General features: G+C 66.1%; 11 protein-coding genes and 3 pseudogenes. 9 read left to right on the top strand and 5 right to left on the bottom strand.

Annotated elements, in window-relative coordinates; all coding sequences use genetic code 11:
• The first annotated feature begins 16 nt into the window (after window positions 1–16).
• A complete protein-coding gene (locus tag RGUI_RS18545) occupies window positions 17–721 on the top strand; it encodes a VPLPA-CTERM sorting domain-containing protein (RefSeq protein ID WP_081535594.1) in 705 nt (234 codons plus the stop codon).
• Window positions 722–782: 61 nt separating this feature from the next.
• Here RGUI_RS18545 and paaK read toward each other — a convergent pair whose 3' ends face one another.
• Both paaK and paaI read right to left on the bottom strand, forming a co-directional pair.
• Entirely contained in the window at window positions 783–2,093 is a 1,311-nt protein-coding gene (paaK, locus tag RGUI_RS18550; RefSeq protein ID WP_081535596.1) for a phenylacetate--CoA ligase PaaK, read from the bottom strand.
• The gene (paaI, locus tag RGUI_RS18555; protein WP_156883106.1) at window positions 2,090–2,554 is read right to left on the bottom strand and encodes a hydroxyphenylacetyl-CoA thioesterase PaaI; all 465 of its coding nucleotides are present in this window, start codon (window positions 2,552–2,554) and stop codon (window positions 2,090–2,092) included. Before paaI ends, paaK begins: the two co-directional genes overlap by 4 nt.
• A 413-nt stretch (window positions 2,555–2,967) precedes the next feature.
• Here paaI and RGUI_RS18560 point away from each other — a divergent pair, with 413 nt between their 5' ends.
• The 5 genes and pseudogenes from RGUI_RS18560 (at window position 2,968) to RGUI_RS18580 (ending at window position 7,518) form a co-directional block, all read left to right on the top strand.
• The gene (locus RGUI_RS18560) at window positions 2,968–4,110 is read left to right on the top strand and encodes an ABC transporter substrate-binding protein (protein ID WP_081535598.1); all 1,143 of its coding nucleotides are present in this window, start codon (window positions 2,968–2,970) and stop codon (window positions 4,108–4,110) included.
• Window positions 4,111–4,223: 113 nt separating this feature from the next.
• Window positions 4,224–5,096, top strand: a complete 873-nt coding sequence (locus RGUI_RS18565) for a branched-chain amino acid ABC transporter permease (protein ID WP_081536174.1) — start codon at window positions 4,224–4,226, stop codon at window positions 5,094–5,096.
• A 2-nt stretch (window positions 5,097–5,098) separates the two neighbouring features.
• Window positions 5,099–6,054, top strand: a pseudogene (locus tag RGUI_RS18570) (branched-chain amino acid ABC transporter permease).
• Complete coding sequence (locus tag RGUI_RS18575; protein ID WP_081535600.1) at window positions 6,051–6,830, top strand: ABC transporter ATP-binding protein; 780 nt, start codon at window positions 6,051–6,053, stop codon at window positions 6,828–6,830. Before RGUI_RS18570 ends, RGUI_RS18575 begins: the two are co-directional and overlap by 4 nt.
• A complete protein-coding gene (locus RGUI_RS18580; protein WP_081535602.1) occupies window positions 6,817–7,518 on the top strand; it encodes an ABC transporter ATP-binding protein in 702 nt (233 codons plus the stop codon). Before RGUI_RS18575 ends, RGUI_RS18580 begins: the two co-directional genes overlap by 14 nt.
• An 89-nt stretch (window positions 7,519–7,607) precedes the next feature.
• On the opposite strand, the pseudogene RGUI_RS18585 reads toward RGUI_RS18580, so the two are convergent.
• The 3 genes and pseudogenes from RGUI_RS18585 to RGUI_RS18595 form a co-directional block, all read right to left on the bottom strand.
• Window positions 7,608–8,140, bottom strand: a pseudogene (locus RGUI_RS18585) (polymer-forming cytoskeletal protein).
• The gene (locus RGUI_RS18590; RefSeq protein ID WP_081535604.1) at window positions 8,130–9,476 is read right to left on the bottom strand and encodes a M23 family metallopeptidase; all 1,347 of its coding nucleotides are present in this window, start codon (window positions 9,474–9,476) and stop codon (window positions 8,130–8,132) included. Before RGUI_RS18590 ends, RGUI_RS18585 begins: the two are co-directional and overlap by 11 nt.
• Window positions 9,477–9,705: 229 nt before the next feature.
• A complete protein-coding gene (locus RGUI_RS18595) occupies window positions 9,706–10,167 on the bottom strand; it encodes a peroxiredoxin (protein ID WP_081535605.1) in 462 nt (153 codons plus the stop codon).
• 133 nt (window positions 10,168–10,300) lie between these two features.
• Between RGUI_RS18595 and RGUI_RS18600 the strand changes: the two genes are divergently transcribed.
• The 3 genes and pseudogenes from RGUI_RS18600 (at window position 10,301) to RGUI_RS18610 (ending at window position 16,102) form a co-directional block, all read left to right on the top strand.
• Window positions 10,301–13,573, top strand: coding sequence for an AsmA-like C-terminal region-containing protein (locus RGUI_RS18600; RefSeq protein WP_081535607.1), 3,273 nt, complete (start codon window positions 10,301–10,303; stop codon window positions 13,571–13,573).
• Window positions 13,570–14,621: pseudogene (gene queA / locus RGUI_RS18605) on the top strand (tRNA preQ1(34) S-adenosylmethionine ribosyltransferase-isomerase QueA). The gene RGUI_RS18600 and the pseudogene queA overlap by 4 nt, the downstream one beginning before the upstream one ends.
• 215 nt (window positions 14,622–14,836) lie before the next feature.
• Window positions 14,837–16,102, top strand: coding sequence for an MFS transporter (locus tag RGUI_RS18610; protein WP_081535609.1), 1,266 nt, complete (start codon window positions 14,837–14,839; stop codon window positions 16,100–16,102).
• Window positions 16,103–16,148: the final 46 nt, after the last annotated feature.

Consider the following 16,148-nt stretch of genomic DNA (forward strand, 5'->3'; position numbering starts at 1 on the left):
ATTGGGTGGAACTTCAATGAAACACTACCGCTACCATCTTGCCGGCATGGCCGCTGCGGCTGCGATTGCCGGTCTTGGTGTGGCCGATGCCGTATGGGCCGGCACCATCACCGACGGGTTCACATATGCAGTGGCGTCTGACGGGATCGACAACCGATTTGGCGACCACTTCCACTCCAGCACCGGCGGGGATTACGGAAACCCCGCCGGCAAGGCCGAGGTCGGCAACTTCTACTCCGAAGAGGTTCGCGGCCTGTCGGAATACAACCTTGACAGCCTTTCTGTGGCCACGTCGGCCTTTGTGACGTTCGAGGTGTATCTCCTGGGCGGTCTGTTCGTGGGCGAAAACGACTTCCTGTATGAGGGCAACATCGCAGTGGCCTCCTACCTCGGGAACAACAGCGAAGACATCACTGACTATGAGGCGGCGAGCACCGGTTCGATCGGAAGCTTCAGCACCATCGGCCTTGCGGTCGGCGACACGCTCAGCTTCGACATCACATCCGTCTACAACGCGGCGATCCTGAACGGTGACGAGTCCCTCGGGATCAAGTTGTTCTACACCCCGACCCAGTCCAATGGCGGGGCGATCACGTTCGACTGGTTCCGGCTGACCACGGACAACCAGTCGAACATCGTGCCGCTGCCGGCCGGTCTGCCGATGCTGGTGTCTGCGCTTGCCGCGCTTGGTGTGCTGGCTGGCCGCCGCCGCCGCATCTGAGACGGCCTGATCCAAAGCGCCGCGGCGGCCGTGTCTTGCGGCCGCCGCCTGCTTTCGGGCGTCAGGCTTTCGGCCGGTGATCCACCACGCGCTTGGCCTTGCCGACCGAACGTTCGACCCCTTCGGGTTCGTGGACGACGATCTTCGTCGTGATCCCGACCACCGACTTGATGTGATGCGCCAGTTGCTCGGCCGATGCCTTGCGGGCCACGGCCGTGCCGTAGCCTTCGGCATGTTCGACATGCACGGTCATGTCGTCCCGGTGGGCGTCGCGCGTCAGTTCGATCTGGAAATGGGGGGTGAGGCCTTCGCATTTCAGGATCTGTTCTTCGACCTGCGTGGGGAAGACATTGACGCCCCGCAGGATGATCATGTCGTCCGACCGCCCGGTGATCTTCTCGATCCGCCGCATGCTGCGCGCCGTGCCGGGCAGAAGCCGCGTCAGGTCGCGCGTACGATAGCGGATCATCGGCAGGCCCTCCTTGGTCAGCGTGGTAAAGACCAGTTCACCGATCTCGCCATCGGGCAGGACCGCGCCGGTTTCGGGGTCGATGATTTCGGGGTAGAAGTGATCCTCCCAGATATGCAGGCCGTCCTTGGTTTCCACGCATTCCGCGGCGACGCCCGGCCCCATGATCTCTGACAGGCCGTAGATGTCGACGGCGTGCATGTCGAAGGCCTCCTCGATCTCGCAGCGCATGGCGTTGGTCCACGGCTCCGCCCCGAAAAGACCCACCTGAAGCGAGGACTCCCGTGGGTCGAGGCCCTGGCGGCGGAACTCATCCAGGATCGACAGCATGTAGGACGGTGTGACCATGATGATCGACGGTTTGAAATCGGTGATCAGCGTGACCTGCCGCTGGGTCATCCCGCCCGAGACCGGCACCACCGTGCAGCCCAACCGCTCCGCCCCGTAATGGGCGCCCAGCCCGCCGGTGAACAGGCCATAGCCATAGGCCACATGGGCGATGTCGCCGGGCCGCCCGCCGGCGGCGCGGATCGACCGGGCCATGAGATCGGCCCAGACATCGATGTCGTGCTTGGTATAGCCCACGACGGTCGGTTTGCCCGTGGTGCCCGAGGAGGCGTGGACCCGCACGATCTTGTCGCGCGGCGCGGCGAACATCCCGAACGGATAGCTGTCGCGCAGATCGCCCTTGGTGGTGAAGGGGAACTTCGCCAGATCGGCGAGCGTCTTCAGGTCATCGGGGTGGACATCGTGATCGTCGAACCGCTTTCGGTAGAAGGCAGAGTTGTCATACGCATGCTTCAGCGTCCGCTTCATGCGGTGGAACTGCAGCGCCTCGATCTCGTCTCGCGCCGCGGTTTCGATCGGGTCGAGCATGTCCTTGGTCGGTGTCAGGTCGGTCATTCGGATCCCCCCTTGTCCGGGTTCTTGTGGGCGCTGTCGTCGGGCAGCAGCCTGTCCTTGATGGTGCGGGCATTGCCGCGGAATTCGGCGATGGTCCGGCCGTCCTGGTCGGCGACCGTCACGTCATAAAGGCCCGAGCGCCCGGTTCGGGTGACCTCTCGCGCATGGGCGGTCAGCCGGTCGCCGATGCGTGCCGGGGCCAGATAGGTGATGGCGCAATGCTGGGCGAGCGTGGCCTGGTTGTAGGTGTTGCAGGCATAGGCAAAGGCGCTGTCGGCAAGGGTGAAGATGACGCCGCCATGGGCGATGCCGTGGCCGTTGGCCATATCGGGCGAAACCTCCAGCGACAGAACGGCCGTGCCGGGTGCGACCCGTTCGCGCGTGATGCCAAGGCGATGCACCGCGCGGTCGCCGTCCCACATGGCACGGGCACAGGCGTCGGCCAGTTGCTGGGGCGTCATGTCGGGGGCGTTGGTCACGCCGTGGCCCCGCCGATCCGCGACCCCCCGTATGCGCGCCGCGGCCATCCGCCCTGTGCGGTTCCTGTGGCCTGCACGGGTTTCGTGCCGATCATCGCGCTCCTCCGCTGCCCGGATGCCCGGGCATGTCTTCCCGTTACATCTGCCAACAGGATCGGCAATAATGACCATTAATAATATTGTCGCAGTTTGAAACATTCGTTCGCGGTGGGCGGGTTCGTCGTGCCGCCCGCTCGCCCGCCGTTGGGGCCCCTGGCCATGGCGCGACGTTCCATCCGCTTTCCTGAGTGTCGGATCACGGTCATTCTGGCCCACGTCGATTGCGCCCCGTTCTTGCCGCGGGGCTGGACAGGAAGAACCGGGCCGCCAAAGCGTCCCACCGGGAGGAGAAGACCTTGAAACCGCTTGCTACCACAGCCCTTTCTGCCGTGCTGACCCTTGGGGTCGCGGGCGCGGCCACTGCCGAGATCCGCATCGGATCCAGCCTGTCGACCACCGGTCCGGCCTCGTTCCTTGGCGACCCCGAGGCGAAGACGCTGGAAATGATGGTCGAGGAGATCAACGCCGCCGGCGGCATCGATGGCGAGATGATCGAACTGATCGTCTATGACGACGGCGCCGACCCGAACAAGGCGCGCACCTTTGCCACCCGCCTGATCGAGGATGACGAGGTCGTCGCCATCGTGGGTGGTTCCACGACTGGGGCGACCATGGCGATCATGTCGGTGGCCGAGGACAACGAGGTGCCATTCATCTCGTTCGCCGGGTCGATCAAGATCATCGATCCGGTCAATCCGTGGGTGTTCAAGACGCCCCATACCGACCGCATGGCCTGCCAGAAGATCTTCACCGACATGGCCGCGCGGGGATTCACCAAGGTCGGCATGATCTCGGGCACCGGGGGTTTCGGCGCCTCGATGCAGGCCCAGTGCAAGGACGTGGCGCCCGATTTCGGGATCGAGATCGTGGCCGATGAGACCTATGGGCCCAAAGACGCGGACATGACCCCGCAACTGACCAAGATCCGCAATACCGAAGGCGTGCAGGCGGTGCTGAACCCCGGCTTCGGGCAGGGGCCGGCGATTGTCACCCGCAACTACAAGCAACTGGCCATCGACCTGCCATTCTATCAGTCGCATGGCGTGGCCTCGGATGCCTTTATCGATCTGGCCGGGGCCGATGCGGCCGAGGGCGTGCGCCTGCCGGGCACCGCGCTGCTGATTGCTGACCAGTTGGGCGAGGACGACCCGCAGCGCGAGGTCGTGCAAGCCTACCAGACCGCCTATGAGGCGCGCTATGGCATGGAGGTGTCGACCTTCGGCGGCTATGCCCATGACGGTCTGATGCTGATGGTCGATGCGATCCGCCGTGCCGGCAGCACCGAGCCGGAGGCGATCCGCGACGCGCTGGAGGCGACCGACGGCCTGGTCGGGACGACGGGCACCTATACCTTCACGCCAGAGGATCACCTTGGCCTCGATCTCAGCGCGTTCCGCCTGCTTGAGATCGGAAACGGCGGCTGGGTTCCGGTCGAGTGATGTGAAACCCGGGTGGCATCCGGCCGGGCCGGGTGCCACCCGACGCGAAAGGGGGCTGCCTTGCCCGCCGCGCCAGACCTTTCCACCCTATGCCAGACGATCCGGGGGCGCCGATGGATGCGCTGATGCAGTTCCTGTTGTCCGGTGTCACGGTCGGCGCGGTCTACGCGCTGGTCGCGCTGGGCTTTACCATCATCTACAACGCCTCGGACGTGGTGAACTTCGCGCAGGGCGAGTTCGTCATGCTGGGCGGCATGATCACCGTCTTTGCCTTTCAGGCCGGGTTGCCCCTGCCACTGGCGGCCGTGATCGCCATTGCGGCCACCGCGGCCATCGGGGTGGGGCTGAACCGTCTGGCCATCGAACCGGCCCGCGGCGCACCGGTGGTGTCGCTGATCATCATCACCATCGGCGCCTCGATCCTGATCCGCGGCGCGGCGCAGTTGATCTTTGACAAGCAGATCCACCGCTTTCCGGCCTTTTCCGGCGACGACCCGATCCATATGATGGGCGCGACGATCCTGCCGCAAAGCCTTTGGGTGATCGCGGGGGCCATCGTCGTGTTCCTGGCGCTGTGGCTGTTCTTCAAGAAGACCCTGATCGGCAAGGCGGTGCTGGCGACGTCGAACAACCGGACAGCGGCGCAACTGGTGGGGATCAACACGAAATGGGTGATGACCCTGTCTTTTGCCCTGTCGGCGGGGATCGGGGCCTTTGCCGGGGTGCTGGTGACGCCCGTCACGATGGTCAGCTATGACGTGGGCGTCGCGCTGGCGCTGAAAGGGTTCGCCGCGGCGATGCTGGGCGGGATGGGCAACCCCAAGGGCGCACTGGTGGGCGGGCTGCTGCTGGGGCTGATGGAGGCGCTGACCGCCGGATATCTGAGTTCGCAATACAAGGACGCGGTGGCGTTTATCGTCATCCTCGGCGTGCTGTTCGTGATGCCGCAGGGCCTGTTCGGCAAATCCACGACGGAGCGGGTGTGAGGATGGGCAACTCGTCGAAATGGGCGCAGCTTCTGATCCTCTTGGTGCTGATCGTCGTGCTGCCGGTGTTCTTCCCCTCGGGCTATTACTACCGGGTGGGGCGCTGATCTTTGTCAACGGGCTGGCGGTCATCGGCATCGTGATCCTGACAGGCTATGCCGGGCAGATCAGCCTTGGCCATGCGGGCTTTGCCGGGATCGGGGCCTATGCCTGCGCGCTGGCGCCACCGAATCTGGGGCTGCATCCGGCGCTGGCCGCGCTGTTGGGGGCCGTGCTGTCGGGCGGGTTGGCATGGCTGGTGGGCCGGCCGATCCTGCGGCTGAAGGGCTACTACCTTGCGGTGGCGAGCCTTGGTTTCGGGATCCTTGTCGCCATGGTGCTGACAAACGAACGCGGCCTGACCGGCGGGCCGGACGGCATTTCGGTCGCCGATCCGGGCCTGCGGGCGGTGCTGAAGGACATGGGCCTGAAGCTGACAGGGGGCGAGTTCTGGTATTGGGCCTGCGGCGCCATCCTGCTGATCGGGGCGTGGGTCGCGCTGAACCTTGCGGGCAGCCCCACGGGCCGGGCCCTGCGCGCCCTGCACGGGTCGGAGGTCGCGGCCAGCACGGTCGGTGTCGACGTCGCCCGGATGAAGTTGCAGGCATTCGTCATTTCGGCGGTCTATGCCTCGGTCGCGGGGTCGCTGCTGGCGATGCAGAACCGGTTCATCACGCCCGATGTCGCGGGCTTCATGCATTCCATCGAGATGGTGACCATGGCGGTGCTGGGGGGCGTGGGGTCCGTTCTTGGCGCGACCTTCGGCGCGGTGATCCTGACGCTGTTGCCGCAGGTGCTGACGGTCTTTGCGGAATATGAGCAGGTGATGCTGGGCCTTGTGATGATCCTCGTGATGATCTTCATGCCGCAGGGGCTGTTGCCGTCCATCACCCGCAAGCTGAGGGGGCGGGGGGAATGAACCTCTTGTCGGTCGAAGGGCTGGGGATCAGTTTCGGCGGGTTGCGCGCCGTGCATGATGTCGGCCTGTCCGTCAAGGCGGGAGAGATCGTCTCGATCATCGGGCCGAACGGGGCGGGCAAGACGACGCTTTTCAACATGATTTCGGGCCTTTACCTGCCGCAGGCCGGGCGGGTGTGGCTGGACGGGCAGGATGTCACCGGTATGGCCCCGCATCTGCTGGCCCGGCGGGGGCTCTCGCGCACCTTCCAGAACCTGCAGATCTTCCAGACGATGAGCGTTCTGGAAAATGTCGCGGCGGGGTTCCACCTGCGCGAACGCGGGCCGGTCTGGGCCGATCTGCTGTCCCTGCCCGGATCGCGCCGCCGCACGGCACGGACGCTTTCGGGCGCGCGCGACCTGCTGGCCCGCGTGGGGCTGGAGCGCGCGGCGGAGCAGGAGGCAGGCGCGCTGTCCTATGGCGCGCTGAAGCGGCTGGAGATCGCGCGGGCACTGGCCGTCTCGCCCCGTCTGTTGCTGCTGGACGAACCGGCGGCGGGTTGCAATGCGGTCGAGACCGAGGAGATCGACCGGCTGATCGCGGACCTCGCGGCCTCTGGCATCGCGATCCTGCTGGTGGAGCATGACATGAAGCTGGTCATGCGGATTTCCAACCACATCGTCGTGCTGGACCATGGCGAAAAGATCGCCGAGGGGGACCCGGCCACGGTCAGCCGCAACCCTGCGGTCATTGCCGCCTATCTGGGCACGGGGGAGGGCGCCCATGCTGACGGTTGAGGGATTGCGCGCGCGCTATGGTCGGATCGAGGTCTTGCACGGCGTCGATCTGCAGGTGCGGTCCGGCGAGATCGTCACCGTGGTGGGGGCCAACGGGGCGGGCAAGACGACGCTTCTGCGCTGCCTGTCGGGTATTCAGCCGATCACCGACGGTCAGGTGATCTTTCGCGGCGAACCCTACACCGCGACGCCCGCGCACAAGCGGCTGCGCCATGGGCTCGCCCATGTGCCCGAGGGGCGGCAGATCTTCACCAACCTGACGGTGGAGGACAACCTGCGCCTTGGGGCGTTTCTCTATTCCGACGACCGGGTGGCGCGGGATATGGAGGACGCCTTTGCCCTGTTCCCGGTGCTGCGGGAAAAGCGCAACCTGAACGCCGGTGGCCTGTCGGGGGGCCAGCAGCAGATGCTGGCCATAGCGCGCGCGCTGATGGGGCGGCCGTCGTGCCTGTTGCTGGACGAACCGTCCATGGGGCTGGCGCCGATCCTGGTGGAGCAGATCTTCGACGTGGTCAGGGGCATGAAGGCGCTGGGCGTCACCGTGCTGCTGGTGGAACAGAATGCCCATGGCGCGCTGAAAGTCGCTGACCGGGCTTATGTGATGGAGACGGGGCGGATCAGCATGAGCGGCACGGCCGAAGAGATGATCGCCGATCCGGGCGTCCGGGCCGCCTATCTGGGGATCTGACCGCCTGCGGTTGGTCGGGCGAAACGCAAAGGGCCCGGACCGGGATGGTGCGGGCCCTTTTGGGTAGCTCTTGGCAGACCGATCCGGTCTCAGGCCTTCGGCGCGGTGCCGGCTGCGGCGGGGGCCCCGGATTGGGCGGGGGCCGCTGCCGGCTGCGGTGCGCGCTTGCCGGTGTTCAGCGGGTCGTCCTGCCGCTGGACCGAGCCCTCGAAATGGGCGCCGCTTTCGATCGCGATGGTCTTGTGGATGATGTCGCCTTCCACCCGTGCGGTCGAGGTCAGGCGCACCTTCAGGCCACGCACGCGCCCGATGACGCGCCCGTTGATGACCACGTCATCGGCGACGACTTCGCCCTTGATGATGGCGGCTTCGCCGACGGTCAGCAGATGGGCCTGGATGTCGCCATCGATATTGCCCTCGACCTGGATATCGCCAGAGGTCTTGAGGTTGCCGGTGACCACGAGGTCGGACGACAGCATGGAGGCAGGGGGTTTCGCCTTGGGGGGGTGGGCATTGTTGGTTTGTCTCCGCCGGGGCGCGGGGCGCTGGCCTCGGGCGCCCGGGCCTTGTCGGCATCGCCGGCTTTCGGGCCGGGTTCGTTGATCCTGCTTTTAGAAAACATCTCTGGCCGCCTTGATGTAGGTCGTGGGGTTCACGGGTGTATCGCCGACGCGCACCTCATAGTGCAGATGGGTGCCGGTCGACCGTCCGGAACTTCCCATATCACCGATCCTGTCCCCGCGCGAGACCCTTTGCCCCTCTTTCACGCGGAGGCGAGACAGGTGCCCATACCGGGTTTCCAGACCGAATTCGTGCTTGATCTTGACCATGCGGCCATAGCCCGAAACCCATCCGGCCTTGGTCACCACGCCGTCGGCGGTGGCATAGATCGGCGTGCCGTGGCCGGCGGCCATGTCCGCGCCTTCATGCATGCTGTAGCGGCCCGTGGTCGGGTGGCGGCGCATGCCAAAGGGGCTGGTGTAGCGGAACGCGGATTTCAGGGGCATGGCAAAGGGCAGTTTCTCTGCCGCGATGCGGTACAGGTTCAACTCGTCCAGCCGGTTCAGCAATTCGGACGCGCGCAGCTCGTCGGCCGTGGGCGTGGCGGCGGACCCCTTGGAGGACACCGCGATCGGAACCAGCGGACCGCCGATGCCGTTATAGCCTTCGCGCACCTCGTCGATCAGCTCGTCGGTGGACAGCCCCGCCTTGCGGAACATCTTGTCCAAAGGCTCGACCGAGATCGCCAGGGCTTCTTCCAGCGTGTTGAAGATGCGATCATTGCGCTGCTCGACCAGCTTGCGCTCATAGGCCAGCGCCTCGGCCAGTTCATAGGCGGCGGCAGCATCTGCCGCGACGGTCTCGCGTTCCATCGCCGCGGTGTCGAGCGCGGAGGACAGGAAGGCCAGCATGTCCTGCATGTCGGCCGTGCGCGGCTTGGCAGTATCATCGCCCTGCTCAGTGCCCTCGATCTTCGCCACCAGTTGCGCCTGCGCGGCGCGGGCCTGATCGCGTTCGGCAAGCGTGCGGCGCAGGGTTTTCTGTACGACCTCGATCCCGGTTTCGAGTTCCCGCCGGCGTTCCTCCGACGCAAGAAGGGCCGACTGCATCTTCGACACTTCCGCCATGGCGAGGCTGAAGCGTTCCTGCGCGGCCAGAACCTCTTCCACCCGGCGGTCGCGTTCTTCGGCCAGCGCATTGATGCGGGTGTCGTAAAGCGCCTGGTCGCGGCGGGCCTGTTCGCGCAGGTTGCCGGCGCCGATCCCGTCCATCAGCAGCAGCGCCGACGAGATCATCGCCCATGCCACAAGGACGGCCGCGCCGGAGCCGATCAAGAAGATGGAGGAGGGTGTCAACCTCACGAACCGGGTGCTGTCTTCCGAACGGAGAAACAGACGCTGTTCCGGAATGTAGCGCCCAAGCGCCACGTCAAAGCGGTGAATCAGTCGCGCCGTCAATGCTTTGCCTCATCTGCCCATTGTCATTCGGTCAGACGCGCCGTGCCCCGGCTTCGTCTTCCCGTGCGTATCCAGCGGCCTGCTCTGCCGCAAGGCTTTTAACGAAGTGTACATCTTTTGTGCGGCTTGTCGCCCGAAAACCGGCAAAAGTTTGCCGATGCGCGAAAATCGTGTCTTACACGCATCGGTTGTAACGCGGCTGTCACAGTTTTCTGACGCCCCGCGGGACTCAGAGGGCCTTCACGGCCTCCAGAACCTCTTCGGCATGGCCGGGCACCTTGACCTTTCGCCAGATGCGCGCGAGTTGCCCGTTGCCGTCGATCAGGAAGGTGGAGCGTTCGATCCCCATATAGGTCTTGCCGTACATCTTCTTTTCGACCCAGGTTCCGTAGGCTTCGCAAACGGTGCCGTCCTCATCGGACAAGAGCGGCACGGTCAACTCGTGCTTGGTGCGGAACTTGGCGTGTTTGGCGACCGTGTCCTTTGACAGGCCGAAGACCTTTGCGCCGGCGGCCTCGAACTCCGGCTGCAAGGCGCTGAAGGCAATGGCTTCCTTGGTGCATCCGCTCGTGTCATCCTTGGGGTAGAAATAAAGAACCACGGGGGCGGGGCGCAGGGCCGAAAGGGTGATGTCGTCGCCCCCGTCCTGGGGCAGAGTGAAATCGGGCGCTGTCTGGCCGGTATCGATCATCGCTGGTTGATCCTTCGGGTTGTCAGGGTGGTGCGAAAGAAAAATTCAATCGCGCAGCGGCATAGGATAGGTGCAGCGTGCGGGCAGACAAGCGGCAGGAACAATTCACCGGCCTTGCAGGCCGGAGACCAAGATGAGCGACACGGACACCGCAACACAAAAGCCCGAGATGCTTCCGCATCACCGGTTCGGTCTTTTGTTGTTGCTGAGTGTCGGCGCACTGGTCGGCGCGATGGGGCTGGCCGCGCTGGTCCTGACCGGCCGGATGGTGCATGTGCCCGACTGGGTGACCGACCGGATCGAGGCGCGCCTTTCGATGGAGCTTGCGCCCGCAACGGTGGCCCTGGGCGCCGCCGACATCTTTTTTTCCCGCGATGGGGCGCCCCGGGTGCGGCTGACCGAGATCGGGGTCTACGATGCCGCCGGGCGCAATGTCGTGCGCCTGCCCGAGCTTGATGCGACGGTTTCGGTCGAGGCGCTGTCGCGCGGAAAGCTGGCGGTGTCCCATGTTGCGCTGACCGGCGCCGAGGTCGCCTTGCGCCGCGCCCCCGACGGGCGCTTCGATCTGGCCCTTGGCAACACGGCCACGCCCGCCAGCACGGCGACGTCGCTGGCCGAGGTGCTGGACAATATCGACCGCGCCTTCTCGACCTCGGCATTGGCGTCAGTGCGGACGGTCAGCGTCGAGTCCCTGCAACTGAGCTATGAGGACGCGCGGGCGGGCCGGTCCTGGCGGATGGATGACGGGCTGATGGCGCTGGAACAGGACGCCGAGGCGGTCACGCTGACGACCTTCTTTTCACTGCGCGGGCGGGGGGCGCGTCCCGCGGAGTTCGCGTTCACCTTCGTGTCCCTGAAGGGTGGGCCCGCGGCCAAGCTGTCGGCCAGCTTTTCCGATGTGGCCTCGGCCGAAATCGCCACGCAGTCGCCCGCCCTTGCAGCACTTGCCCTGATCGATGCGCCGATTTCAGGGTCGGTCCGGACAGAGGTCGACGCGCGGGGACAACTGGGCCCGTTCAGTGCCGCGCTGGAAATCGGGGCGGGCGAGCTCAAACCCGCGGTCGGGGCGCCGCCGATCCGTTTCGACGCGGGCAAGTCCTATTTCCGGTATGACGCGGACCGGCGGCGGCTGAATTTCGACCAGATCGAACTGGACACAGCGGTCTTGCGGCTGGAGGCGGACGGCCATGCCTATCTGCGCGACCTTGACGGCGGCTGGCCGCGGGCGCTGGTCGCGCAACTGGGCTTTCGCAAGGTGGTGTTGGACCCCGAGGGGATGTTCGAGGACCCGGCGGTGTTTTCCGCCGGGGCGCTGGATCTGCGGGTCGATCTGGACCCGTTCGCCGTCGATATCGGTCAGGCGGTGTTGCGCGACGACGCGCGGACCTATCGCATCACCGGCGATATCCGCGCCCGTCCCGATGGGTGGCAGGTGGCCGTTGACGCGACGCTGGACCGGATCGGGGCCGACCGTCTGCTATTGCTCTGGCCGCTGGATCTGGCCGCGAGTACGCGCAAATGGTTCGCCGATCACGTGATTGCCGGGGAATTGCAGAATGTGCATGCGGCCGTGCGCCTTTCACCCGACACGCCGCCGCAGGTGTTTGTCGGTCACGGCTTTCAAGACGCCGAGGTGACGATCCTGAAAGAAATGCCGCCGGTCACCGGGGCGGCGGGGTATTCGGTCCTTGCCCGCGGCGCCTATTCGCTGGCGCTGGAAGAGGGCGTGATCGCCGTGCCGGGTGCGGGCCCGGTCGAGGTTGGCGGGACCGTTCTGCACGTCCCCTCGGTTCGGGAGCCGCAGACGCCTGCCGAGATCACGCTGCACAGCCGCGGCAGTATTGGCGCGGGGCTGGCCCTGATCGACTATCCGCCGTTGCGGATTCCGTCGAAATCCAATCTCGACCACGGGATCGCCGAGGGCGAGGCCGACATCGTCACGCGGCTGCGGCTGCCATTGAAGCGCGACCTCGCGCCGGAGGATGTGGACTATCAGATTTCCGGGACGTTGCGCGACGTGCGGTCCGATGCGATTGTGCCGGGCCGGGCCGTGTCGGCGGACGCCGTGGCGCTTGCCGTCACCCCGACCCGGATTTCCCTTTCTGGTCCCGCGACCATCGACGGTGTCCCGATCGAGGTGACATGGACATCGGGCCTTGGCGACGCGCGGGACGGGACCAGCCGGGCGGAGGGCACGATCGCGCTGTCGGAAGACCTGAACCGCGTCTTCGGCCTTGGCCTGCCGGAGGGCAGCCTGAGCGGTGCGGCCGACGCGACCTTTGCGCTCGACATGGTCAAGGGGCAGCCGCCGCGGCTGTCGCTGGCGTCCGACCTGACGGGCCTTGGGGTGAGCCTGCCGCAGATTGGCTGGTCGAAACCGAAGGCGACGCCGGGCACGCTCGATTTGGCCGTGACCCTTGATACCCCGCCGCGGGTCGACCGGTTGGCGCTGTCGGCCCCGGGGCTGGACGTGGCGGGAACGGTCGAATTGCGCCCGGCCGGCGGATTGGACGCCATGCGGCTGAACCGGGTCCGCGTCGGCACCTGGCTGAACGCCCGGGCGGTGCTGCGCGGGCAGGGCAAGGGCAATCCGCCCGCGCTGTCGCTGACCGGCGGTTCGGTCGATCTGGAACGGCTGCCACGGCTGCGCGGGTCGGGCAAGGGCGGGCCGATCGATCTGTCCCTCGACGAGGTCCAGGTCGGCAAGGGGATCGTCCTGACCGATGCGCGGGGGCGGCTGGTGCCCGCTGGCGGCGCGGTGTCGGGGAAGGTTGCCGCAAAGGTCCGGGGCGGCACACCCATCGCGGCAACCCTGTCACCGGGCGAAAGCGGGACGGTCATAGACATCACCGCGGCCAATGCCGGCGGCGTGCTGCGCGATGCGGGCCTTTACAAGCATGCGCAGGGCGGCACGCTGAACGTCAAGCTGACCCCGATGGCCGGGAAGGGCCGGTACGAGGGCCGGTTGGAGGTCGACGATATCCGCGTCGGCGGCATCCCCGTGCTGGTCGAGGTGCTGAACGCGATCTCGGTCGTCGGGATGGTGGAGCAGCTTGACGGCAAGGGCCTGTCCTTTTCCAATGTGCAGTCCGGTTTTCGGCTTTTCCCCGGCCTCGTGGAGGTGCAGGAGGCCAGTGCCGTCGGCCCGTCGCTTGGGGTGTCGCTGGCGGGTATCTACAAGACCGGGAGCAAGGAGATCGACATGCAGGGCGTGGTTTCGCCGATCTATATCCTAAATGCCGTGGGCGCGGTCGTCTCGCGCCGGGGGGAGGGGCTGTTCGGGTTCAATTTCAGCGTCGGCGGAACGGCGGACAAACCGAAGGTCGGGGTAAATCCCCTGTCGATCCTGACGCCCGGCAAGTTTCGAGAGCTTTTCCGCGCCCCGCCGCCGCGGGTGGCCGAATGAAACTGTCCGATTTCGATTTCGACCTGCCCGAAGAACTGATCGCCACGCGCCCCGCCAGACCGCGTCCGGCGGCGCGGCTTCTGGTGGCCGATGGCGGGCTGACCCGCGACGCCCATGTGCGCGATCTGCCCGCCTTCCTGCGCCCGGGGGACCGGCTGGTTCTGAACGACACCAAGGTCATCCCCGCGCGACTGACCGGGACACGCCGGCGGGAAACGCCGCAAGGCCCGGTCGAGGCGCGGGTCGAGATCACGTTGATGGAACCGGCCCCGGATGGGCGCTGGCGGGCGATGGCCAAGCCGCTGCGCAAGCTGAAGGCCGGGGAACGGATCGACTTCGCCCCCGATTTCTCTGCCGAGGTGACCGACCGCGGGGCGGAGGACGTGACGCTGGCCTTCAACTGCACGGGCGATGCGTTCGACGCCGCGCTGGCCCGGGTGGGTGCGATGCCGTTGCCCCCCTATATCGCGGCGCGCCGCCCGGCCGACCATCAGGACCTGGACGACTATCAAAGCGTCTGGGCTGCACGGGCCGGGCCGTGGCCGCCCCGACCGCATCGCTGCATTTCGATGCGGCGTTGTTGGCAGAGCTGTCCGCGCAGGGCGTGGGCCTGACCCATGTCACGCTGCATGTGGGGGCGGGGACGTTCCTGCCGGTCAAGGTCGACGATGTGTCAAACCACCGGATGCATGCCGAATGGGGCGAGGTCACGGAACAGGCCGCGGCCGAGATCAACGCCACCCGCGCAGCCGGCGGGCGGATCATTCCGGTGGGCACCACCGCCTGCCGCCTGATCGAAAGCGCGGCCGATGGGGACGGCATCGCGCCGTGGCGGGGGGAGACCGACATCTTCATTCGTCCGGGCTACAGCTTCCACGTGACGGACGGGCTGATCACCAATTTCCACCTGCCGAAATCGACGCTCTTGATGCTGGTCTCTGCCCTTATGGGGCGGGAGCGGATGCTCTCGCTCTACCGGCATGCCATCGACGCGCGCTATCGGTTCTTCAGCTATGGCGATGCGTCGCTTCTGCTGCCCGAAAGGTGACGGGCGCGGCCCGGAACCTCAGTTCCGCAAGGGCATTTTCCCGGTGGATGCCGCAACAGAATGACAGCGCAAGGAACCGGTCATCGCGGACCTTTAGAATTGTCGGCGGAATGGTCAAAGGGCGACATCGATATGTCGCTTCGCGGCGCGATGATCCGCTGGCGACTCGCCTAGAGCGTACGTCTCGGGAAGGTGCCGGCTGAAGGAGATGCGCCATGTTGCAAGTGTTCCGGTCCAGCTGGGCCCTGCTGTTCGGAATCCTGTTGCTGATGGTCGGCAACGGCCTGCAGGGCACGCTTCTGGGTGTCCGCGGCGGGATCGAGGGGTTTTCGACCTTCGAGATGTCCATCGTGATGTCGGCCTATTTCGTGGGCTTTCTCGGCGGGTCGCGGCTGGCACCGGAAATGATCCGGCGCGTGGGGCATATCCGGGTCTTTGCCGCGCTTGCCTCGATGATCTCGGCGGTGCTGATCCTTTATCCCGCGCTGGCGCATCCGGTGACATGGACGCTGGGCCGGGTGCTGATCGGCTTCTGCTTTTCGGGCGTCTACGTGACCGCCGAAAGCTGGCTGAACAACGCGGCGACGAATGAAACCCGCGGGCAGGCGCTGTCGCTTTACATGATCTTGCAGATGGCGGGGATCGTCAGCGCGCAGGGTCTTTTGCTGATCGCCGATCCGGCGGGGTTCGTCCTGTTCATCATCCCCTCGGTCCTCGTCTCGATCTCGTTCGCGCCGATCCTGCTGTCGGTCAGCCCGACGCCCGCCTTCGACACGACCAGACCGATGAACCTGATCAAGCTGGTGCGCACCTCGCCCACCGGGGCGGTCGGTATCCTTCTGATGGGGGGCGTCTATTCGGCGCTGTTCGGCATGTCTGCGGTTTTCGGCACCGAGGCCGGGCTGAGCGTCAGCCAGATCTCGGGCTTCATCGCGGCGCTCTACATGGGCGGTTTGCTGTTCCAGTATCCGATCGGCTGGCTGTCGGACCGGATGGACCGGCGCACGCTGATCCTTGCCGCCGCGGCCACCGGGGGCGCGGCCGGTGGCGCGGCGATGGCGCTGGGGGCGGACTATCCGGCGCTGCTGGCCGCGGCCTTCCTGATCGGTGGCATGTCCAACCCGCTTTATTCCCTGCTGATCGCCTATACCAACGACCATTTGGAACCGGACGACATGGCTGCGGCCTCTGCCGGATTGCTGTTCATCAACGGGGTGGGCGCGATCCTGGGGCCGCTGGTCACGGGCGCGCTGATGGGGATCATCGGGCCGCAGGGGTTCTTCCTGTTCCTGATGCTGTTGATGCTGTCGCTTGCGGTGTTCACGGCCTATCGGATGACGCAGCGCGCGGCCGTGCCGGTGGACGAGACGGCCTCCTATGCGCCGGTTCTGCCCACGGCCTCGCCCGTTGCGGTTGAGGTCGCGCAGGAGGTCGCCATCGAGGCCGCGCATGAGGAAGAAAGCGACGCCCTGGCGTCTTGATCGGGAACGGCTTGCGCCCCATACCTTAATCTGAAACGATCCGGCC

Origin of the sequence: Rhodovulum sp. P5, assembly GCF_002079305.1 — a bacterium.
In the GTDB taxonomy this organism is placed as follows: Bacteria; Pseudomonadota; Alphaproteobacteria; order Rhodobacterales; family Rhodobacteraceae; genus Rhodovulum.